Genomic DNA, 20099 nt, shown 5'->3' on the forward strand with positions numbered 1-20099 from the left:
TTGAATGAAAAAGAGTATTTCCATTGTTTCCTCTGCTGTAGTGCTTGCTTGTTCGCTTATTCCAGCCGCTGCATTTGCTCACAACCATCACAAAAAACATCATTCTTGTGTAACGCTGTATGAGCATATTAATTTTAAAGGTCGATCCATCAAATTCTGCTCCGATGACAGTACACTAGTGGACAACAATTGGAATGACCTAGCGTCATCTGCAAAAGTTTCTGGTGGAGATGGAGTCGTATTATATGAGCACATCAATTACAAAGGTCAAAAATGGAAGCTGAAACCTGGAAATTACTCTGATTTCACCAAGAAAAAACTAGACAAGAATAGATCATGGAATGATGTTGTTTCCTCTCTCCATATTAGTAAATAGCAATAGAAAACACATGACCTCTGCACTTAGAGATCATGTGTTTTTCATTTGTCTGATAAGTCCGTTCGTTCTCTAGTAGGTCCTCTTCTCAAATGGTTTCCCACTCGTCACTTGTTTTGCTAAGAGTAATACCAGTGCTTGATCTTTGGTTCCCAATTATTTGACAAAGAAATCGACTTTATTTGGTAAGACATTACTTAGATTATTTTGTTATTAAGACCCCCTATTTCGATTGTGACTTAGAAACCCTATCAACGAAATAAATGATATAGCTTGAAGGTTCGTTGGCTTATTCGTCTCGATTTACTTTCCCAATAACTTTTCATGTATGATTTATGCTACTATCGTTTATATGATTAAACCATTAAAACAAAGGTGCTGAATATGGATAAACAAGAAGGTTTAAAAAGATTGCTCAATGAATTCAGCGAATGCCAAAAAGTACTAACTGCGGTTGGGGATGAAACACGTCAAGCCATTATAATTGCTCTAATTGAATGTGGTTGTGAACAAGGGATAAGGGTTGGTGAGATTACGAAAAAGACACACTTATCACGTCCAGCAGTATCACACCACTTAAAAGTGTTGAAAGATGCCAATATCATCGAAGTAGATCGAGTAGGTACAAAAAATTACTATTCCCTAAATGGAGCAAATAGTGCCATCTTTAAAGTGAAACGGCTTTTCGATAGCATTGAATTATTTATAACCGAAAGTTCAGGATAATTCTCCTGTTGATCAGGTATGAAAATCAAAATTCTTCTTATTAAAATAAAGTAAATAGAGAAGGGTGATATTGTGGTTGTACAGGAAACATCATTCAAGTTACGAAAGTTGGGGAATTCGGATTTAGAACTTTCCCCGCTCGGTCTCGGCTGTTGGCAATTTAGTAATGGAAATGGAATAGTAGGAAAGTTTTGGCCTGTGCTTCATCAGGAAGATGTGGTGCAAATTGTTCGGACAAGTTTACAAGGAGGTATTAATTGGTTCGATACTGCAGAAGTATACGGTAAAGGGCAATCGGAACAAATGCTTGCAAAAGCTTTAAAAGAAGTAGGAAGTTTAGCAGACAAAGCACATATTGCAACGAAATGGTGGCCTGTTTTTCGTACTGCTAAAAGTATTTCCAACACAATAGAAGAGCGGATGCAAATGCTTGATCATCGAACTATCCATCTTTATCAGATTCACCAGCCTTATTCTTTTTCTTCAGTAGCAAGCCAGATGAGAGAAATGGAAAAGCTGGTCAAACAAGGGAAGATAAAGAATGTAGGAGTGAGTAACTTTTCCGCAAAAAAAATGCGTGAAGCAGACCGTGTATTGCGAGAAAACGGATTACGACTAGTATCGAATCAAGTAAAATATAGTCTATTGGATCGGAGAATAGAACAAAATGATATATTGGATACAGCCAAAGAGCTTGGGGTCGCAATTATTGCTTGGTCACCGCTTGAGCAAGGCATTTTAAGTGGGAAGTTTCATAAAAATCCTGCACTTGTGAAGTCGCTTACTGGTCCGCGTAAATGGGCACCAGCATTCCAGCCATCAGGTTTGCAAAAGTCAAAACCCCTTATAGATACACTCGAAAATTTGGCACAAAAATATAATGCATCTCCCACACAGATTGCACTAAATTGGATGATTTATGCAAATGGTGAAACTGTATTTGCTATTCCTGGTGCATCGAAAGTTCATCATGCTGAGGAAAATGTTCAAGCGATGAGTTTTACTTTGAAACCCGAAGAGATTGATATGATTAATACAATCTCACTGGAAGTAGTGAAATCAAGAAGATAGTCCTTATTAACAAAAGGAAGAATGGTGCAAGAGCTGGTCTCTTATCGGTAATGACAGGTGAAGTAAGGAGCCGAGCGCTGAAGGCGCATCAACTCCTCTGGGTAGAACGGCCGACCAATCGGGGGCCTAAACCCCACAGAACCCGGCGTGTGGATTTTCCGCACCGGGCTTTTTTAATCTCTCCTTCTCCGTTTGGGGTCCCGCCATAAAGTTACCTTCCCTTTTAGGAAGTTACAGAAATAAACATCCATGTATTCTCACAGTTCGTTTATTTGATAGGTGTGCTTCGAAAAGGACTTAAAAACGACTTAGGAATTTTAGTTTCAAAACGTAGCAGGAGACCAGTTGTGGGATGTACAAACGACAAGACCTGAGCATGGAGTCCAAGTCGACCAATTGGTTTCATATGTGACCCATATTTCTTATCGCCTACTATGGAATGCCCTATATCTTGCATATGTACACGAATTTGATTTTTTCGTCCAGTATCGAGATTCACTTTCAATAAGGAAAAGCTTTGATTGGATTTAATTACTTTGTAATGTGTCACAGCGAGTTTCCCATCATTTGGACGAGGACTTGAATACGTTTTGAATGTTTTCGTCTCTTTCAACCAAGATGAAATAGTACCCTCCGATTTCTTTACCGATCCTTCAACAAGGGCAATATAAAGACGCTCCTGTACAATGTCTTTCCATGAATTTTGCATGATTTGCTGTACATCTTTGCTTTTGGCAAACATCATCACCCCAGATGTGTCTCGATCCAAACGATGCACGACAAAAATCCGGTTTTCAGGATTCCCTCTACGAACATGATCCATGAGCTGTCGATAGGCTGTTAATTCGTTTTCTTTAGAAGAAGAAACTGATAACAATCCAGCTTCCTTCTCAATTACGATGATATCCTCATCTTCATGTAAAATAATAACTCCTGCCATGAGTGGTGTATTTACAGTTTTTATCTTACGAATGGACACAGTTTGTCCAGGCTGTAGCGGAAAGTTGTATTTCGTCACGGCTTGATCGTTTACCAATACTTGTCCATGGCTCAATAGGGATTTAACGGAGTTCCGGCCAATATTTGATAAAGTATTCAATAAAAAAACAAGCAACTCCGTTGGTTCTTTAACTGTGTATCGTTTGATTGGAGCCTGAGTTTGATTTGTGTTGCTCTTTCTTTTCCTTTTATGCATATTGTTAACCTCTTTCTGTACAATTGAATACGGCTTATTTTAGCAAAGTTGTCTACGAAGCGATAGTAATTTTGAATACCACGGTTCGTACTGCTGAATCGACACGTAGGTGTCCCATTCGTCACGCACATAGATTTATTCAAAAAAAGTGAAAAGTAGCTAAAAAAGAAAGTATATCTTTCATCAAAACTTCTAATGTGATTGATCCTGAGCTTTTCAAATAACAAAGATTATGTAATTACTCTTTGTGGAAATGCCTGTTTTAACATCTTATCCTAATCTCTGACAATAAAAAAACCCTTGAAATACAAAGGGTTTGGGTGATGGAGAATAACAGGATCGAACCACTGACCTCTACACTGCCAGTGTAACTTACCATATGATTCAAGGTTATCCTAGTGTACATAAGTCAATCACTGTGCAGTGTTTCAAGGACACATATGTTGGTTCATGTCTATTCATTAACCCTATTCTTATATATATGATAATTTTATACAGGAGAGAGAAGGATAGCGTATTAGCAAAGGTCAAAGAACACTTTTCAGTAGTTCATACAGTTAGCAAATTACCATTCCTATCATCTCTAACTGGCCGTCCCCCTTTAAGCCTTCTCTTTCCTCGGTAACATGATAATAAAACTAGTTCCTATCCCTAGCTTACTCTCGACACGTATTTCTCCCCCATGTTCTTGCACAATCCATTTAGCAATAGATAATCCAAGTCCCGTCCCTGCGAGTGTTCTAGTTCGGGCTTTATCCCCACGATAAAAACGATCAAATATATATGGAAGATCCTCTTGGGTAATCCCAATCCCCGTGTCGGAAATCGATAAATTAACATAAGAACCAACCTTCTTAACAACCACGGTAACTATCCCTTGTTCTTTTGTGTACTTTAACGCATTATCTAGTAGTATGACAATTAATTGATGAAGGCGTTCTTTATCCCCAATCATTTCAATCGAAGATTCAATCGATGTTACGATCTTAATATTTTTAATCATAGCCATATCTTGGAACTGAGGAATAACATGACTTAATATGTTATCCAATTTAACGATCTGAAAATCCAATTGGATTTCACTAGAATCAGAACGAGCCAAAAGCAGTAGATCAGAAACCATCTTACTAATTCGATTTGTTTCATGAATTACTTCAGAAATATGTTCACTCTCTTGTTCAATTGTTCGGTTGGGATGGCGAAACAATCGCTCTAGATGTAACCGAATAACAGCCAGCGGTGTTCGTAACTCGTGAGAAGCATCTGCTACAAATTGTTGTTGTTTGTTCCACGCCAACTGAATGGGGATAAGCGAACGATTAGCCAAATAAAAACCAGCGCTGAATGCTATAGCAACACTTAATAATGCCCCTACTTCCATGACAATAAGTAAATGTCCCAATACTTCTTTTTCTGGCTGCATCGAGTAAACGATTTGACCAGCTTTTATTCGACTCGTTTGTCCTTCGTTCTGAAATTTATCAGTAGGAATCATCAAAGTTCGATAATAATGACCATTCAAAATGATTGTTTGTGGTAGCTTTACTATGGATTTAGAATGTAATTTTTGCACCATCTCACTATCAAAGGCATCATTAGGAATTTGTTTTGCTAATTTCCCTCTACTATCCCAAAAAAGATAAAAGATTTGACTGTCTACTTCCCGTTCCGAATCTTTCTCAAGCAGTACTTTCGTCAAATGTTCCTGTTCGAGATGAATCATAGCAGCCTTTAATTCCTCATCTACCGAATGATATAACCGTTGTTGTGTATAGAGATACATAACTGCTCCGAAACCATTTAAAATAACCAAGAGAACCAGAGAATTAAAGAGGACAAGCCGGATTTTCGTTCGTTTAAACATCTTAATTCTCCTTCAACATATAACCAGCTCCACGGATCGTACGAATAACCTGCTCACAATCATGTAAAAATAACTTCTTTCGTAAATAGTGAATGTAGAGATCTACCACCGAATCACCTGCATCTGAATCAACACCCCATATTCGATTGAAAATTTGTTCCCGTGTCAAAATTTGTTCACGATTTTGAACCAGATACAGCAATAACTCAAATTCCTTTGTCGTTAAATTTAATCGACTATCACCGATATATGCATCCCGCTCATGAATGAATAGGGTAATAAGACCATACCTGAATTGACCTTCTACTTCCAATTTACCAGCTCTACGCAATAGGGAGCGAACTCTAGCCAGTAGTTCCTCTACTGCAAAAGGTTTGACAAGATAATCATCTGCACCAGCATTTAAGCCTTGTACTTTTGACTCGATGCTATCTTTAGCTGTTAAAAATAGAGTTGGTGTGTTATTTGACTTAGCCTTCAACTTTTTTAGCATGGTAAGTCCACTCATTTGAGGCAGCATAATATCAAAAACAAATAGATCATGTATTCCTAATTCTGCCACCACTAATCCTTCATTCCCTGTCGTAGCTGTATCTACTTCAAAGGATTCATCTTCCAGTACTGTTCTGACGACCTTGAGTAATGGAAGATCGTCTTCTACTACCAATATTCGCATAATCACTACTCCTTTTAAGCTTCAAAAAGAACAGTCGGTCAAAGTGCCCGACTTTCCTTACCAATTAAATTCAGCACTAGTATTTGGTCTATTGGATACATCCTGATATTCCTTTGATGATGTTTTTCGAACAAGAGACCGCTTTTCTGATTGTTTTCTGGATTTTTTCCAAGCTGTCCACACATTCGCTACAAGTAATCCGATCAATGGAAAGGTTAATCCACCAAACTTAGCATAAATCGAAACGCTCACGATAGCAGCAATCATGCCGAACCACATCTGATCTACATCTTTTGCAGGTGACGTAGGTGGATCAGTTAGCATGAAAAATGCCAAGAACAGTGCTGTGTTGATATAAGGTACACGAAAAGCAGCACTTGCATTTTCTATGTGGAGTGAACCCATTAAAAATAGTAACAAGAAATAAACACCCAAGAAAACAAAAACCTGTATAAATTTGTGTACCCGTTTGGTTACCAAATAGCCCACTATGAGCAAAATAACCACAAAGATAACAGGCAATGTTGATAAACTACCCCACCAACTTTGTTCCGTTGAAAAAAACACAGAAGAGACTAATAATCCAAAGGCGGCTGGATTAAAGATAAGTCTTTTCTTTATCTTTACTAAATGTTTAGAAGCTAGAGCTACAATAGTTGTAAACGCGATCAAGTACCATGGAACCGTCGTACCTAACACAAGCGCAATGATAAGCCCCGTTATAGTAGCTCCATCTGGATAAATTCGTTTATGTTGTTGCCAAATCCCAAATATGATTTCTAAAATAATAGCTATTACAACCGCTAGCCCTGCATGGATAAAAGCACTAGTATTTTTGGTATAAATACCTGCTATCATCATCAGAATAGACAAAATAAGCAGCACATATCCCTTCGGTGTTTTGAAGACATTGGGCTGTTGTTTCTTTTGTTGTTGACGAATGCGGTCACTTCGTTTTCCTATTGTATTCATAGCAAATAAGCCTCCATCCCCTTCGTCATGTGTACATCTAACGATGGCGTGATTAGGACACCATCTAGCCCAACTTGTTCTAGTAGAGCTAGACCAATATTTGGTCCCAGTAAAAAAGCTGCAGTAGAAAAAGCATCTGCCATCATCGCAAATGGAGCTAAAACGGTACAACTTACAAGTGCCGACGAAGATTCTCCACTCTGTGGAAGAATCAAATGATGTATCTGTTTCTGCAACGGGCTAACCCGTTCATAACTTCCAGAGGTACAAATAGCAGCATCAGATAAGCAAAAGGAGCAGATCGTTTCCATTTTATTTAGCGGATGTTGAATACCAATCACCCAAGGTTTTACTCGCTCATTTTGCCCTCCTGCATATATATCTCCACCAGCATCAATTACAAATCCTTCAAATCGGCTTAGTTCTTTTGCCGCAAGATCAACTGCTAATCCTTTTGCTACTGCTCCTAGATCTAAGACAAGTGGCTTTTGGAGGCATACTGTTCGTGTCTCTTTATTTAGAATAATATCTTGGTAACAAACTGAATTTGCAAAAGAATTGCCAGAGTCTATTATTTCTCCTGTAAGATAATGGCGCTGAAATCCATATGTTTCTAGCTGACGGCCTATGGTAGGGTCAAAAACACCATGGGTGAGGTCTGCCACTTCCCAGCTAAAACGTAACACCTCAAATAATAGGTCACTTACCTTTACTGGCGTTCCTACTTGACTGATTAGACACATCAATTCACTTTGATGATCAAATCGACTACATACATCTTCTACTAAACGAAATTTATCAAATGCACGAATCATGCTCTCATCCACTTCATCTTCTGACCGAGCAGTAGTCACCTTAAGAGATACAACCGTATCCATATACAGGGAGGATCTCATCCTTTTTTTGGTCATCGCTGATTCCTCCTTATGTGTTTTGAGCTTTTTGTAATGCTTCTTTTATTGCTGCATGAAAATCCTCTGAACTTAAAGTTGCGCCGGTGAAAAAGTCAACATTAGAGCTTTGACGTTGAACTACTTGCTGAGGTAAACCATCAATATCACTTTGTGGATAAGAAGTAGTACTGTTGGTAATTTCAACTGATGAAATCTTGCTATTTTTAATCGTTACTGCTACTTCTACAGATCCGATAGAATTACTTCCTGACCCATTATAAGTACCATCTCGATATTTTCCTTGTTTTTTAGTAGTGGAACTAACTTGTGAACTATTATTTTGCTGATAGGGATTATTTATCTGATTATTTATATTTTTATTTTGTTGGTACATAACGTAAGATTGTGTTTCCAAAGAGTTCTGTTTTGCAGATGTCTCCGTTACTATATATCCAGCTGAATAGATAAGTCCAATCGCAGTCGAACACAAAAGGACAAGCTTATTTCCCATTTTAACTGCCATCATATCCGCCCCTTGTTTAGCTTGATTCAGAAATATGTTCAAGTATACAAGGCAAACATTTGAATTATCTTTGAGATACCTTTTACTTGAATTAGAAAGATGCGCCAGTGCGGGTATCAATCTGGCCCAAGTACCTGAAAGGTGGTCGAATTGAGAATACGGATTCGTGTAAAACATCTTGACATTTAAGTGGGATGGAACAAGATGGACTTAGTTCTGATTTGGGGATTATTTTGTTTTAGCTTGAAGGATATGGTAATACTTAAAAATGAATGAATCGCTGAGAAAAGGTGAATTTATGGATAACAAAACAACACATTCACATGAAGAAAAACATTTTATGGCTTCCGAAGTCGTTCGAGATGTTGTCATCGGTATGGCCGATGGTCTCACTGTACCATTTGCACTTGCAGCAGGTTTATCTGGTACTCTCTCAACCACATCTCTTGTTGTTGTAGCTGGATTAGCAGAAATTGCCGCTGGTTCTATCGCAATGGGACTCGGTGGATATTTGGCAGCCCGTACAGAAAGAGAACATTATTTTTCTGAATTGGAGAGGGAAAAAAGGGAAATTATCGATCTTCCAGATCAAGAAAAACAAGAAGTAGCTGATATTTTAAATGAATGGGGTTTGGAAGAAAAATCGGTTCAATCAGCTGTTGAAACTATCAGTAGCGATGAGAAACGTTGGGTTGATTTTATGATGAAATATGAATTGGGATTAGAAGAGCCAGACCCAAAACGAGCAAGCAAAAGTTCTTTTACTATTGGAATGTCTTATATTATTGGCGGAATTATTCCATTAGCTCCATATATGTTCCTTCGCAATAACTTGGTTGCGTTAACCGTTTCCGTGATCTTGACGTTGATTGCCCTTTTCGTCTTTGGTTTTATCAAAGGGAGATTGACTGGGGCAAGTGCGATAAAAAGTGCTTTTCAAACAACCTTAGTAGGTGGATTAGCAGCCGGTATCGCTTTCCTTGTAGCAAGGTTGATCGCCTAACTGGGGTGTCGGGTAGGTCAGGTTCCATTATATTGTTAAATCGTCCCTCAATCGCCGGTTACTAGTTCTGTTCCAACTATTGAACGAAAATGCACTCTCTGGAGATCCAATATTGATATTATTGTTATATTTAGTTTTTTTAAAAATAAGTAATGGTGAAGGAGAAAGTTGTAAAGGAGAAGAAATATGATTCTCTCTAAATTTGTAGATAGACTTCCCATTCTTCCTGTTTTAAAACCTGTCCGGAAAGATTGGTATCACTCCTATTACGAAGTAAATATGACAGAATTTAAGCAATCCCTTCATAGTGAGTTACAAGATACAACCATTTGGGGATATGAAAACAGTTGTCCTGGACCAACCATTGAAGTGGAAAGTGGAGAAAAAGTATTTATTAAATGGATCAATAATCTTCCCAAGAAGCATCTTTTTCCAATAGACCATACGGTACATGGTGCCCAATTAGATGTACCAGATGTAAGAACAGTAGTACATGTCCATGGGGCGAGCGTTGAACCGGAAAGCGATGGTCATCCAGAAGCTTGGTTTACACAGGGATTTAAACAAGTTGGTGCATATTATACAAAGAAAGTATATCAATATGATAATTACATGAGAGCTTGTACCCTCTGGTATCATGATCATACACTTGGGATCACGCGACTCAATCTATATGCAGGGTTGGCAGGATATTACTTAGTAAGAGATCAAAATGAACGCTCCTTACATTTACCATGTGGAAAGTATGAAATTCCGCTTATGATACAAGACAAATCTTTTCATCAAGATGGTTCTCTTTATTACCCTAAGCAACCGAAAAAACCAGTTCCAGAATTAGAAACATCAATCGTTCCTGAATTTGTAGGAAAAACAAATCTTGTGAATGGAAAAGTATGGCCATATTTAGAAGTAGAACCTCGTAGATATCGATTTAGGTTGTTAAATGCATCGAACTCTCGCTTTTATCGACTTAAACTGGATTCGAAGCAACTTCTATATCAAATCGGGACGGATGGAGGATTGATGGAATACCCAATAGGAGTCCAAGAAATTATGTTGGCTCCTGCAGAACGAGCAGATGTCATCATAGATTTTGCCAATCAAGAGGGGAAAAATATTATCATGACAAATGATGCTCCCGCTCCTTTTCCTGGCGGCGATTTGCCAAATCCAGATACAGTAGGTACTGTGATGCAATTTCGAGTAACCCTTCCTCTTTCTAGCATTGATACAAGTGTAACACCGTCCCATCTGTCTTCTTTTCACAAATTAAGAAAAAGATCAGTTTGCAAAATCAGATATTTGACATTAAATAATATTATGGATACGTACGGTCGTGAGTTTATGTTATTAGATCGTAAAAGATGGAATGATCCCATAACAGAAGATCCAAAATTAGAGTCAACTGAAATATGGTCTCTAGTCAACTTAACGAACGATTCACATCCTATTCATCTTCACTTAATTGATTTTCAAATAATAGACCGAAGAAGTTTTGATGTGGAAAAATATAAAAAGGAGAAAGTGATTCATTACACTGGTCCACCGATCCCACCTGAACCACAAGAAAGAGGTTGGAAGGATACAGTTAGAGCGAATCCTAAACAGGTAACGCGAATAATCATGAAATTTGGTCCTTATACCGGTCTATATGTGTGGCATTGTCATATTCTTGAGCATGAGGATTATGAAATGATGCGACCGTATGTCGTTATCCAATAGAACTATACCTTCTGCCTACTAATTAGCCAAAAGGCTGCATTTCCCTACATTATAAATCAAAAAGATGTAACAGCAACAAATGCCATTACATCTTTTCTTGATAGAGAGAATTTAGGCGGGGTGACCTTCCCGCATCTCCTAACTCCTAACAGTGGACGACGGCTTCCATGTTAGCGAGTTTACATAAATCGAGTAATCATTATTTATAAGTTTGCATCATTTTATTTAAAATATCATAAACCAATGGAAAAGTAATGAAATTATCAACATCTCGAAAATGACCGCCCTTCTCAACAGGATGAAATGATGCATCCAATTGTTTTGATAACTTTTTAGTTAGTTCGAAAGGACACATATAATCATCTTTTGCGGCAATAACAGCACGTGAATTAGTTACAGAAATTATTTTTCTATAATCCACTTTTTTCGCTGTAAAAGGATCTAGTGTAGGAAAGGATGCTAATGGTTCAGAAAAGCCAGATACAAGAATAAAGCCTCCAAAGTTTGTTAATGGATCTAGTCCATCTAAATAGTTCAATAGTGTAATACACGCTAAACTATGTGTTACAAAATAAGTGTTGGTATCTAAGAACTTTATTTCATCAGCTAATGCCCTCACCCATTCTTCTTTCTTTGGGTCAGACGAGTTTGGCATATGAAGAACCGAAGCTTGATTACCATCTGCTACTAATTTTTCTTTTAACCATGGGAACCAATGTTTAGCTGGTGAAGCATAACCTCCATGTATAATATAAACTTGTTTTTTCATTACTACTCTCCTAATCGTCTATTTATATATAACTTCAAATGCGCAACTTCATAACATTGTTCAAATCCGCTTAATATTTAAAGGATTCAAGTAGGTACCTACAACAAGTGAAAGCATTGATTTTCTAATTTAAATATGGTTTTCAATATATTTATTTTCATGAACATCATATATTAAACAACAATTACTCAAAGAGCCTAATGTGAAAACAACTTATTACTAAACTGTGATGACAGTTGACGTATGTTGAAATATATTGAATACGAATCATCGCTTGATTTCCATTTTCATCAATAAAAACTATCCCTGGCTAATTGATCAGGGATAGTTTTTATTGAATTATTCGATTTTATATAGATTTCTTTACTTGCGGATATTATTTTGCAATCACTTCATATTCCAAAGTAAGGACTTCCAAACCAAATATCCAAAGCCGGTGGGTCATTTGTATTCTACCATATTCATCAATCCAGATGATGAGATTTTCATTATAAGGTATACGAATAGAAAAGTTTTTTGTCATGAGATAATGACCCTCATCGCCACCGCCGCCTCTTCTCGGTATAGAAGTTACTCGGAGAGATCCATTTATACCATGCTCCAGTTGATAGATTGTCGCACGATTGTATTTCGGTATTGGCATCGTGAAGTGCATATAACGTTGTCCATTATGTTTATGATCAGACCAAATACCCACAATGTAAGTCTCCAGTGTGTCCTTAAAGCTACAAATCCAAGCATTTAATTTCCTATTCCAATATTGCTCATGGTTAATAATACTAATAATTTTGCTGTTTAGCGATCTTACACCCTCATCATTAGATGGGATATTTGCTTGTTGTATTTTATTTGAATATAGTTTAAGACATTTTTCCAACAGCCAAGAACTTTTGGACCAGTTGGCTTGAATGGTAACATCATATAATGATGTATTTTCAGCAAAAGATATTACTTTTGGATGCAGTAGATCTATAATAAAATCATTTCTTTTGAACTTTTCTAGCTTAGTTACAATACCAGCATGAGAAGCGATACTATCTTGGTATCCATTTCGTTCTAAGAAATCGGAACCAATAAATGATCCTCCATTTATATTCGTTTGAGGAAGCTGATATAAGTTGATTTGCTCTATCGGTTTTTGGTAATACCACCCAAATGTTCCCAATGCAAATGCAAAAGCAATTGGAATGTCATGATACCATAGCCACTGTCCTGTATGTATCCATGTATGTCCTTGTAATTGGAATATACCTTCTATAATAGAAAAAATAGAGGTTGCTACTAATATAATTGCAGATAATTGAATACAAAGACTGGTAATCGAATTCTTTTTTTCCATACAGAAAACAAAAAAACTATAAGCAATGATGCATAAAGTATAAATCCATAATCCTGCGTTTTGGACCCAGGGATTGTTTATGATACCGATTCCAATAATGAGAGGGCTTATAATTGTACCATTAACAGCCCAGCGGAAAGCATTTCCAAGTTTTAGATCAATGGAAAGTACCCTTCCTGTCAATCCTACGAAGAGTGTAGAAAAGATAGCAGTAAAATAAAGATGGACAGTGGTGTTTAAATAATGATATGAGATGATAGGATTGGTAGAAAAGCAATAGATGCTGAGTGTAATTCCACCAATGAAAGCATATAGAAAACTTGCATCAACAGCATTCTCTTCAAGCTGATACCAGCCACGTTCCATAAAACGTCTAACTCCATAACCAAATAAAACAAATGTATAGATTGTCCAAATTAATGAAAATATTTCAGAGTAAACGCTTCCAGCAGGAAATAACAATGCAATTCCAATGGTTATTGCAAAATACGGATAACTTTTCAACAGTAAAGTATGATAACGTGAGCTATTTCCATTTCTTTTAACAGTGGGGACAAGTGAAATCGAAGTGGGTACCAAAAGAAAAATGTAAAATAACAGGATCATTTCCAAGCTTGACACCATTGTAATGCTTATTAACCAGAAAAGGGTAGAAATCAGTAAATTTCTAAATAAATAATTTTTCATTTTATACAGATTCCTTATCTTTTTTCCGAATAGTTTACCATAATTAACAAGAAGTTGATACATAATTAATAAATCAAGGTGCATTTCTACTTGTCTATTTTATTTCAGTTGTTTGAATTGAAAGCCTTCCTATCGATTCAAACAGCTTTGTCATGATGTTTCCTCCTTGATTATACCCATTACCTTTGCTAAAATAGGAATAATTTTCAATTTTTGTAATTTGCATTCTATGAGGTGAAACAATTGGATAACTTAAAACAAAATAAAACCAGACTACAACAATTGCTTGATCTTCCCGAAACTTTAGATAAAGAAGATATCAATCGAACTGCTTCAGAATCTAAAGATGATCCAACTGAGAACCAATCTATATTTGATTACTTAGACTTGTAGAACTACTTGATCTTGCCGAATGTTTTCGAAGAATATTAGTGGTAATGGAATTTTATGAATTCCGTGTCCCGCCAAATCTTCCTAGAGGATCAATCCGCCAATAAATCATTTAGAAAATTCTTGGCTTACTATTTCTGGATCATGCCATTTCATACATTATCCTTCCTCTGCTTGTCCAAATCTCTAACAAAAAAGGGGCTAACCACTCCCCACACGTTTTTTGGGCTCTTGTGTAATCCAACTTACAAACCTTGCAGGGTGCATATTGTTTTGTTCGAAATAAGGAGCAAATGCTTCATAGAAAGCTTGTTTGATATCTTTTGTTCCGTATATTTCCTTGCCTACGCTTAGTTTGGACTTCTTCAAACTAATCACCCCTTCCATTCAATGTATGCAGACATTCAATGCATAAAAGCATGTCTTATTTAAAATTTGCATCGAATATAACAGAAAGAATATTCAGACTTTTAATAACTGGCTTTTCCTACAAAATGATTTAGGTTTAGCAAAAATCCAACAAAGATCATCGCAGATAGGAAAAAGAAAGACAGCTTAATTGAACACGGGGTGAAAGCAGTTCAGCTGGAAAATATCTCAATAGAAAAGTTCGGAAAAGATATCTGTATCTCTGGATATCCCATAAAAAAAGTAAATAAAACGATTTTAAACCAATGCAAAGGTTGTTTATCCTCAACATTGGTTTTTTACTACTCCAAAAGAAATTTATTGTACTTTATCACAATATTCCTGACAAAAAACAACAGGATATCCTTTATGAAATTGATTTTATCGAATTTACACATTATTCGTTTTATATTATGATATTGAAAATGGAATAAATAATAATAAGAGAGGTTATTGTAATGAAAAAATTTATGATGTCAGTTTTTTCACTAGTATTACTAGGTAGTATTCTATTTCCCTTTCCATCCTTTGCTGCGTCAAAATCTTGTATCACTCTGTATCAACATATCAACTTTAAAGGAAAGTCAAAAACATTTTGCAATAACGTGAAAGATTTAAGAACATATAATTTTGATAACATAACTTCTTCACTTAAAACTACTAAACACAAAGGAATAAAGCTATTTCAATACCCTAATTATAAAGGAGATTATATAATTTTAGAAAAAGCTTCTGGAAACTCAAAAGCCCCTAATCTAAAAGAATTCGGATGGAACGATAAAATCTCATCATTTTATTTCATTAAATAACTGTGATAAAAACAAACCATGGTTATTTTATGATACCTGTTTAGCCATAACTAAGAATATGCCCAAAAACACCATTTTTGATCAAGTGAAAGGTGAGGTAAGGGAGCCAAACGACGAAGGGAAATACCTGATGAAGCGGAATTGGAGCCTAGATGAGTTATTAGAACGTTTTGGATTAGATATTATCTGGTATAGGATACTGGGGAATATGAGAAAATAAAGAAGTGTTAAATACTCGTCCTTTTATATGGGGTGAATGATGTCTGATCTATTAGAAACTACTATAAGAACCATATTATCTGTATTCTTACTCATGATAAGCATTCATATAGTTGGAAAACAACTCATTTCTCGTATGACCTATTTACATTATATTACTAGTATCTCTTTAGGTTCAATTGCAGCTAACCTCGCTTTTGAAACAAATCTCAACTTTTTTAATCTAACCGTTTCTTTTGTCATCTTTGTAGTCATTTCTGTTCTGTTGTCTCATCTTTCCTTAAAGAGTCGTACTTTAAAAAAATGGATTATTGGAAAACCTATTACCCTTATCGATAAAGGAAAAATTCTTGAAAAAAATCTATCTAAAATCAATATGAGCTTAGAAGTTTTGACTGAAAATCTAAGAAAAAAAGATATTTTTGATATGAATGAGGTAGAATGCGCAGTGCTGGAAATGGATGGTGGACTATCCGTTTTAAAAAAATCCATGTATCTTCCAGTAACTAGAAAAGATCTAGCATTGCAAAAATCTGACCTTTCCTATCCAATAGAATTGATTGTAGATGGAGAAGTCATATTCGAAAATTTAACAGGAAAAAATCTGACAATGAAGTGGTTAGAAAAAGAGTTGGTTAAACGAAAATTGGTACACCAAGATGTCAATTACATGATACTTGGTACAAATAATCAACTGTATATTGATCTATATCAAGATCACTTGAATTAATTGGGATGAAATATACGTTGCGAATAATGGAGAAAATTCCGCTCATAACATTAGAATAGTCAAAGCAGATAATAAACCCGCAAAAGAACATGAAGCATTACTTTGGAATTCTCTGAGTAAATAACATCAATAAACCCAAAGAAGGGATAGCCTAATGGCTATCCCTTAATTTTCTATCGACTCCCGATAAATAAATTTGTTGTCTGTTTTTAATGAGTGTATTCGTCGCTTTTGTACTCCAAAATATCACCTGGCTTACAATCCAGAGTCTTACATATCGCTCCTAATGTTGTAAAACGAACCGCTCTTGCTTTCCCATTTTTCAGAATAGAAAGATTCGCCATAGTAATCCCAACCCTCTCCGAAAGCTCCGTTACGCTCATTTTTCGTTTTGCTAACATCACATCAATATTAATAATAATAGTCATATCCTCCACCTCAGACCGTCAAATCATTTTCTGATTTTATGTTAATCGCTTCTTGTAGAAGCCGTTGAAGGATGGCAGCAAAAACGGCGACAACCAACGAAGCAAAAATGATGATGAATCCCAATAATCCAATAGGAGGGTCAACTTTCTTCGCTATATAATGAAAGAGCGGCAAGCCTAATACGTAAAAACCACTGATTGTAATCGCACAGCACTTTATGTTCTTCAACGCCTTTACAGATAATTCCGAGAACGCCGTGTTCTCGTCAATGTACCGTAAAAGATTGAAAGCCTGATAGAGAGCAAAGTAAAAAGGCACAGCCGCTCCATACATCACGATGAAAACGAGATATTTCATTGGGGCAATATTTGGATACAATTTTGCTGCGAAATTCGCCATATTGGGCACTAAAAATATACATAAAGTAAGAACCAGTAGTCCTATAATAAAAACAGCTATTTTTAAAAACAATGTAGTGACTTCTCTCAAAATAAACACCTCACTTATTTTTATGACAACATGATTTTAGCACGTAATTTATCGTTCTACAATAAATTAATATCGCTTTTTATTATGTTATTATTGTTATTGAAATATACTTATAATTTAGACAAAAATAAAAAACGTGAATCCTTGTGTGAATTTACGTTAAAAATGTATTGTGAAATTGATTTACCCCAAAAGAGAACCCGCAAGAATTATATCCCCTATCTTTCTTCTATAATTTATTAAAGGTTTTTCCTTATACCCAAGGACAGGAAAGCAGAACATGAAATCGAGTGAAGACCAAGCTAAGGACTATGCCAGTGGTACACGCGAGCTTCTTGGGATCGTTTCCAACTTTCCTGGTTCCGAAAACCATCCCGCTGTCACCAAAGCGATGAATGTTCTCGACGAACACAAGGGGATCACTCTCGCAGAGGCACATGACAAGGGAGGCCAGAGTCAAAATTGACCAATCTTCATCCCCAAGACGGATTCACTATCTCTTGGTATCCACCACTGAGACGGTGAAACAGTCGCCTATTTTTTGGCTCTTTTACCTTTTATCAGCTACAACCATAAACACAAACTCCAAATTGTTTGTATCATTTTGCAAAAGGTACATATGACATTACTGATGTGGTTGCGAACGGTTTTCTCACTGATAAACAATTGACCGGCGATGTCTTTGGTGGTCTTATCCTGAACCAATAACTCAAATACTTCCCTCTCCCGATTGGTAAGCAGGGTTTTCCCCTTCTGATTGTGCAACTTCTATGCCACCCTTCCTTGCTCGAGCAATTAGATATGAGGGTCAGGGATACAGTCAAGTTATCTTATGAGACCATATACCTATAGGTGAGAGCAAAAAAGGGATTTTAAGCAAAAATGGGTGTTAAGCATCGAAAATGCCACTCATGATGAGTGGCACTTGTTTATCGTTCACATGCGATTAAATCTTTATCGCGATCTAATCTTTTGTTTGCGTCATAGATGACTTTTGATACATATGGTTTATAATACGTTTTTCCGCCTTTATTTTTTGTGGTGGAATAGCGTGCAACTCCACCTTTATATATTTTGTTCAACTCTGTACAGTTTTTATATACTTTAACAGTTGTTTTTGCATCAACTAATGTAGTAGAAGCAGAGAAAGCAATGATAAGCCCTAAAGCCAAACCATATGTTAATAATTTTTTCATGTAGGTTGTATTCCTCTCATCTGGTGTCTCTTTTATCATAATTCAGATTAATATGAAATTTATCATTTTTTTGTGTCTATTATACGTCTAATAGAGTATATTATGTCATTGTTCAAGAATGATATTCATTAGCATGCGATAAGGCTTGTTCCAAATCTGCACGCAAATCATCTATATGCTCTATTCCTACTGATAAACGAAGTAATCGATCACAAACTCCTACTTTTAGCCGAATTTCCTCTGGTATATCTGCATGTGTTTGTGTCGCTGGATAAGTAATTAGGCTCTCTACCCCACCTAAGCTTTCTGCAAAAGTAATCAATTTCAAGTGATGCAAAAACGGTCGGATAAGATTAGCATCAGCTAGTCGAAAGGACAGCATACCTCCAAATCCACTAGCTTGTTTTAGGTGTGTATCTTTTCCCTTTTCATCGAGAGCTGGATAATATACTTCTCCCTTGATCAACGGATGCTCACGAAGAAAATGTGCTAACTGTAGAGCATTTTCTTCATGACGATCCATCCGTAAAGCGAGTGTTTTCATCCCCCTCATCAACAAGTAGCAGTCATGAGGTCCTAAACTTGCCCCTATGGCGTTATGCAAGTATCTTACACGCTCTGATAATTCAGATCCTTTTGTCACGATCAGACCAGCGAGTACATCATTATGACCACCTAAATACTTCGTTGCACTATGAATGACGATATCAGCACCTAATTCAATCGGACGTTGGTAGTATGGGGTCAAAAAAGTGTTATCCACAATAGTTATGATCTGATGTCTGCGAGCTAGGCTGCAAAGCGCTTGTATATCAGCGACCTGCATCAATGGGTTGGTAGGTGTTTCGATAAAAATAGCTCGTGTGTTGGCCTGGATGGAACTTTCTACATCCTCAAGATTACGCAAATCTACATAAGTGAAGTCCAAACCGAAGCGTCGAAGGTTTTCTTCAAACAATCGATAAGTTCCTCCATAAAGATCAAGAGAGACGATCAAATGATCTCCTTGTGAAAACAATCCCATTACCGTTTGAATGGCTGCCATTCCTGAACTACAAGCAAAACCTTCATCTCCTTGTTCTAATCTTGCAATGCTTTCTTGCAGCACATCTCGGGTCGGATTAGCTGTCCGCGTATAGTCATAACCTGTACTTACCCCACCAACGTGTTCATAAGCAGTTGCAAAATAAACTGGAAAATTAATAGCTCCTGTCTTCGGTTCCTTTCTACAGCCTATCTGCGCTAATTCCGTCTCCATTTTTTTCATTTGTTCATCCTCCTGACCCATTTCCTCACATAAAAAACCTCTTCTCCTAAGAGAAGAGGCTGGTTTTCGACACCGCTTCTTCTCTTATCTTCCAGGAATTCCTGCAGGATTTGGCACCTTATTGATCAAGATCAATTGGTTGCCGGGCTTCATCGGGCCAGTCCCTCCGCCACTCTTGATAAGAGAAAATCTTTAAATATAATATTTATTTATTTTTATCAAACTAATTTTATCATATATATTACTTTTCTATCAATGTTGGTGAAATAATCATCTATCTATAGAAATCATGGATAGGCAGCTACAACCCTATCCATGATTGGATGTCTAGTTATTGGGTTAAAAA

23 protein-coding genes and 1 riboswitch are annotated in these 20099 nt (G+C 36.6%); of the genes, 9 read left to right on the top strand and 14 right to left on the bottom strand.

What is annotated here, in order from left to right:
- Window positions 1-4: 4 nt before the first annotated feature.
- The 3 genes from AC5WOF_RS07300 to AC5WOF_RS07310 all read left to right on the top strand — a co-directional run bounded on the left by AC5WOF_RS07300 (window position 5) and on the right by AC5WOF_RS07310 (window position 2173).
- Window positions 5-376 (top strand): beta/gamma crystallin family protein, encoded by a 372-nt coding sequence (locus AC5WOF_RS07300; protein WP_496049282.1) that lies wholly within the window; start codon window positions 5-7, stop codon window positions 374-376.
- A gap of 384 nt (window positions 377-760) precedes the next feature.
- Window positions 761-1102: an ArsR/SmtB family transcription factor gene (locus AC5WOF_RS07305; protein ID WP_496049283.1), complete on the top strand. Its 342-nt coding sequence runs from the start codon at window positions 761-763 to the stop codon at window positions 1100-1102.
- A gap of 72 nt (window positions 1103-1174) precedes the next feature.
- Complete coding sequence (locus tag AC5WOF_RS07310; RefSeq protein ID WP_496049284.1) at window positions 1175-2173, top strand: aldo/keto reductase; 999 nt, start codon at window positions 1175-1177, stop codon at window positions 2171-2173.
- Window positions 2174-2441: 268 nt separating this feature from the next.
- On the opposite strand, the gene AC5WOF_RS07315 is transcribed toward AC5WOF_RS07310, so the two are convergent.
- From AC5WOF_RS07315 to AC5WOF_RS07340, 6 genes are all read right to left on the bottom strand, one after another.
- A complete protein-coding gene (locus tag AC5WOF_RS07315; RefSeq protein WP_496049285.1) occupies window positions 2442-3368 on the bottom strand; it encodes an RluA family pseudouridine synthase in 927 nt (308 codons plus the stop codon).
- A gap of 601 nt (window positions 3369-3969) precedes the next feature.
- Window positions 3970-5232, bottom strand: a complete 1263-nt coding sequence (locus AC5WOF_RS07320; protein WP_496049286.1) for a sensor histidine kinase — start codon at window positions 5230-5232, stop codon at window positions 3970-3972.
- Window position 5233: 1 nt separating this feature from the next.
- Window positions 5234-5908 (bottom strand): response regulator transcription factor, encoded by a 675-nt coding sequence (locus AC5WOF_RS07325; protein WP_496049287.1) that lies wholly within the window; start codon window positions 5906-5908, stop codon window positions 5234-5236.
- 57 nt (window positions 5909-5965) lie between these two features.
- A complete protein-coding gene (locus AC5WOF_RS07330; RefSeq protein ID WP_496049288.1) occupies window positions 5966-6880 on the bottom strand; it encodes an RnfABCDGE type electron transport complex subunit D in 915 nt (304 codons plus the stop codon).
- Window positions 6877-7791 (bottom strand): FAD:protein FMN transferase, encoded by a 915-nt coding sequence (locus AC5WOF_RS07335; RefSeq protein ID WP_496049289.1) that lies wholly within the window; start codon window positions 7789-7791, stop codon window positions 6877-6879. Before AC5WOF_RS07335 ends, AC5WOF_RS07330 begins: the two co-directional genes overlap by 4 nt.
- A gap of 13 nt (window positions 7792-7804) precedes the next feature.
- Window positions 7805-8296, bottom strand: a complete 492-nt coding sequence (locus tag AC5WOF_RS07340) for an FMN-binding protein (protein WP_496049290.1) — start codon at window positions 8294-8296, stop codon at window positions 7805-7807.
- Window positions 8297-8594: 298 nt separating this feature from the next.
- On the opposite strand from AC5WOF_RS07340, the gene AC5WOF_RS07345 reads away from it, so the two are divergent.
- Window positions 8595-9299, top strand: coding sequence for a VIT1/CCC1 transporter family protein (locus AC5WOF_RS07345; protein WP_496049291.1), 705 nt, complete (start codon window positions 8595-8597; stop codon window positions 9297-9299).
- A 186-nt stretch (window positions 9300-9485) separates the two neighbouring features.
- Window positions 9486-11021: a multicopper oxidase family protein gene (locus AC5WOF_RS07350; protein ID WP_496049292.1), complete on the top strand. Its 1536-nt coding sequence runs from the start codon at window positions 9486-9488 to the stop codon at window positions 11019-11021.
- A gap of 199 nt (window positions 11022-11220) precedes the next feature.
- On the opposite strand, the gene AC5WOF_RS07355 is transcribed toward AC5WOF_RS07350, so the two are convergent.
- The gene (locus AC5WOF_RS07355; protein ID WP_496049293.1) at window positions 11221-11790 is read right to left on the bottom strand and encodes an RBBP9/YdeN family alpha/beta hydrolase; all 570 of its coding nucleotides are present in this window, start codon (window positions 11788-11790) and stop codon (window positions 11221-11223) included.
- Between the two features lie 376 nt (window positions 11791-12166).
- A complete protein-coding gene (locus AC5WOF_RS07360; protein WP_496049444.1) occupies window positions 12167-13735 on the bottom strand; it encodes a YndJ family transporter in 1569 nt (522 codons plus the stop codon).
- A 324-nt stretch (window positions 13736-14059) separates the two neighbouring features.
- Here AC5WOF_RS07360 and AC5WOF_RS07365 point away from each other — a divergent pair, with 324 nt between their 5' ends.
- Window positions 14060-14209: a hypothetical protein gene (locus tag AC5WOF_RS07365; protein WP_496049294.1), complete on the top strand. Its 150-nt coding sequence runs from the start codon at window positions 14060-14062 to the stop codon at window positions 14207-14209.
- A gap of 198 nt (window positions 14210-14407) precedes the next feature.
- Here the strand turns inward: AC5WOF_RS07365 and AC5WOF_RS07370 are convergent, their stop codons facing one another.
- The gene (locus tag AC5WOF_RS07370; RefSeq protein WP_496049295.1) at window positions 14408-14575 is read right to left on the bottom strand and encodes a hypothetical protein; all 168 of its coding nucleotides are present in this window, start codon (window positions 14573-14575) and stop codon (window positions 14408-14410) included.
- 497 nt (window positions 14576-15072) lie between these two features.
- On the opposite strand from AC5WOF_RS07370, the gene AC5WOF_RS07375 reads away from it, so the two are divergent.
- Window positions 15073-15423: a beta/gamma crystallin-related protein gene (locus AC5WOF_RS07375; RefSeq protein ID WP_496049296.1), complete on the top strand. Its 351-nt coding sequence runs from the start codon at window positions 15073-15075 to the stop codon at window positions 15421-15423.
- Between the two features lie 259 nt (window positions 15424-15682).
- On the top strand, window positions 15683-16372 hold the full coding sequence (locus AC5WOF_RS07380; protein WP_496049297.1) for a DUF421 domain-containing protein: 690 nt from the start codon (window positions 15683-15685) through the stop codon (window positions 16370-16372).
- Between the two features lie 209 nt (window positions 16373-16581).
- Here AC5WOF_RS07380 and AC5WOF_RS07385 read toward each other — a convergent pair whose 3' ends face one another.
- Both AC5WOF_RS07385 and AC5WOF_RS07390 read right to left on the bottom strand, forming a co-directional pair.
- A complete protein-coding gene (locus AC5WOF_RS07385; RefSeq protein ID WP_496049298.1) occupies window positions 16582-16800 on the bottom strand; it encodes a helix-turn-helix domain-containing protein in 219 nt (72 codons plus the stop codon).
- 10 nt (window positions 16801-16810) lie between these two features.
- Entirely contained in the window at window positions 16811-17290 is a 480-nt protein-coding gene (locus AC5WOF_RS07390) for a DUF2975 domain-containing protein (protein ID WP_496049299.1), read from the bottom strand.
- Between the two features lie 280 nt (window positions 17291-17570).
- Between AC5WOF_RS07390 and AC5WOF_RS07395 the strand changes: the two genes are divergently transcribed.
- Window positions 17571-17756 (top strand): hypothetical protein, encoded by a 186-nt coding sequence (locus tag AC5WOF_RS07395; RefSeq protein WP_496049300.1) that lies wholly within the window; start codon window positions 17571-17573, stop codon window positions 17754-17756.
- 98 nt (window positions 17757-17854) lie between these two features.
- Here AC5WOF_RS07395 and AC5WOF_RS07400 read toward each other — a convergent pair whose 3' ends face one another.
- The 3 genes from AC5WOF_RS07400 to AC5WOF_RS07410 all read right to left on the bottom strand — a co-directional run bounded on the left by AC5WOF_RS07400 (window position 17855) and on the right by AC5WOF_RS07410 (window position 19753).
- On the bottom strand, window positions 17855-18055 hold the full coding sequence (locus AC5WOF_RS07400; protein ID WP_496049301.1) for a helix-turn-helix domain-containing protein: 201 nt from the start codon (window positions 18053-18055) through the stop codon (window positions 17855-17857).
- A gap of 164 nt (window positions 18056-18219) precedes the next feature.
- Complete coding sequence (locus AC5WOF_RS07405; RefSeq protein WP_496049302.1) at window positions 18220-18486, bottom strand: excalibur calcium-binding domain-containing protein; 267 nt, start codon at window positions 18484-18486, stop codon at window positions 18220-18222.
- A gap of 112 nt (window positions 18487-18598) precedes the next feature.
- On the bottom strand, window positions 18599-19753 hold the full coding sequence (locus AC5WOF_RS07410; protein ID WP_496049303.1) for an aminotransferase class I/II-fold pyridoxal phosphate-dependent enzyme: 1155 nt from the start codon (window positions 19751-19753) through the stop codon (window positions 18599-18601).
- Between the two features lie 81 nt (window positions 19754-19834).
- Window positions 19835-19938: riboswitch (SAM riboswitch) on the bottom strand.
- Window positions 19939-20099: the final 161 nt, after the last annotated feature.

It is taken from the genome of Shimazuella sp. NTD250, assembly GCF_059510375.1.

Excerpts from the sequence above, each read along its gene's own strand:
- AC5WOF_RS07355 (WP_496049293.1), bottom strand. The coding sequence starts at position 11,790 with ATGAAAAAACAAGTTTATATTATACATGGAGGTTATGCTTCACCAGCT.
- AC5WOF_RS07345 (WP_496049291.1), top strand. The coding sequence starts at position 8,595 with ATGGATAACAAAACAACACATTCACATGAAGAAAAACATTTTATGGCT.
- AC5WOF_RS07315 (WP_496049285.1), bottom strand. The coding sequence starts at position 3,368 with ATGCATAAAAGGAAAAGAAAGAGCAACACAAATCAAACTCAGGCTCCA.
- AC5WOF_RS07300 (WP_496049282.1), top strand. The coding sequence starts at position 5 with ATGAAAAAGAGTATTTCCATTGTTTCCTCTGCTGTAGTGCTTGCTTGT.
- AC5WOF_RS07385 (WP_496049298.1), bottom strand. The coding sequence starts at position 16,800 with ATGACTATTATTATTAATATTGATGTGATGTTAGCAAAACGAAAAATG.
- AC5WOF_RS07330 (WP_496049288.1), bottom strand. The coding sequence starts at position 6,880 with ATGAATACAATAGGAAAACGAAGTGACCGCATTCGTCAACAACAAAAG.
- AC5WOF_RS07335 (WP_496049289.1), bottom strand. The coding sequence starts at position 7,791 with ATGACCAAAAAAAGGATGAGATCCTCCCTGTATATGGATACGGTTGTA.
- AC5WOF_RS07325 (WP_496049287.1), bottom strand. The coding sequence starts at position 5,908 with ATGCGAATATTGGTAGTAGAAGACGATCTTCCATTACTCAAGGTCGTC.
- AC5WOF_RS07340 (WP_496049290.1), bottom strand. The coding sequence starts at position 8,296 with ATGGCAGTTAAAATGGGAAATAAGCTTGTCCTTTTGTGTTCGACTGCG.
- AC5WOF_RS07380 (WP_496049297.1), top strand. The coding sequence starts at position 15,683 with ATGTCTGATCTATTAGAAACTACTATAAGAACCATATTATCTGTATTC.
- AC5WOF_RS07375 (WP_496049296.1), top strand. The coding sequence starts at position 15,073 with ATGAAAAAATTTATGATGTCAGTTTTTTCACTAGTATTACTAGGTAGT.
- AC5WOF_RS07305 (WP_496049283.1), top strand. The coding sequence starts at position 761 with ATGGATAAACAAGAAGGTTTAAAAAGATTGCTCAATGAATTCAGCGAA.
- AC5WOF_RS07410 (WP_496049303.1), bottom strand. The coding sequence starts at position 19,753 with ATGAAAAAAATGGAGACGGAATTAGCGCAGATAGGCTGTAGAAAGGAA.
- AC5WOF_RS07360 (WP_496049444.1), bottom strand. The coding sequence starts at position 13,735 with ATGATCCTGTTATTTTACATTTTTCTTTTGGTACCCACTTCGATTTCA.
- AC5WOF_RS07395 (WP_496049300.1), top strand. The coding sequence starts at position 17,571 with ATGAAATCGAGTGAAGACCAAGCTAAGGACTATGCCAGTGGTACACGC.
- AC5WOF_RS07320 (WP_496049286.1), bottom strand. The coding sequence starts at position 5,232 with ATGTTTAAACGAACGAAAATCCGGCTTGTCCTCTTTAATTCTCTGGTT.
- AC5WOF_RS07350 (WP_496049292.1), top strand. The coding sequence starts at position 9,486 with ATGATTCTCTCTAAATTTGTAGATAGACTTCCCATTCTTCCTGTTTTA.
- AC5WOF_RS07405 (WP_496049302.1), bottom strand. The coding sequence starts at position 18,486 with ATGAAAAAATTATTAACATATGGTTTGGCTTTAGGGCTTATCATTGCT.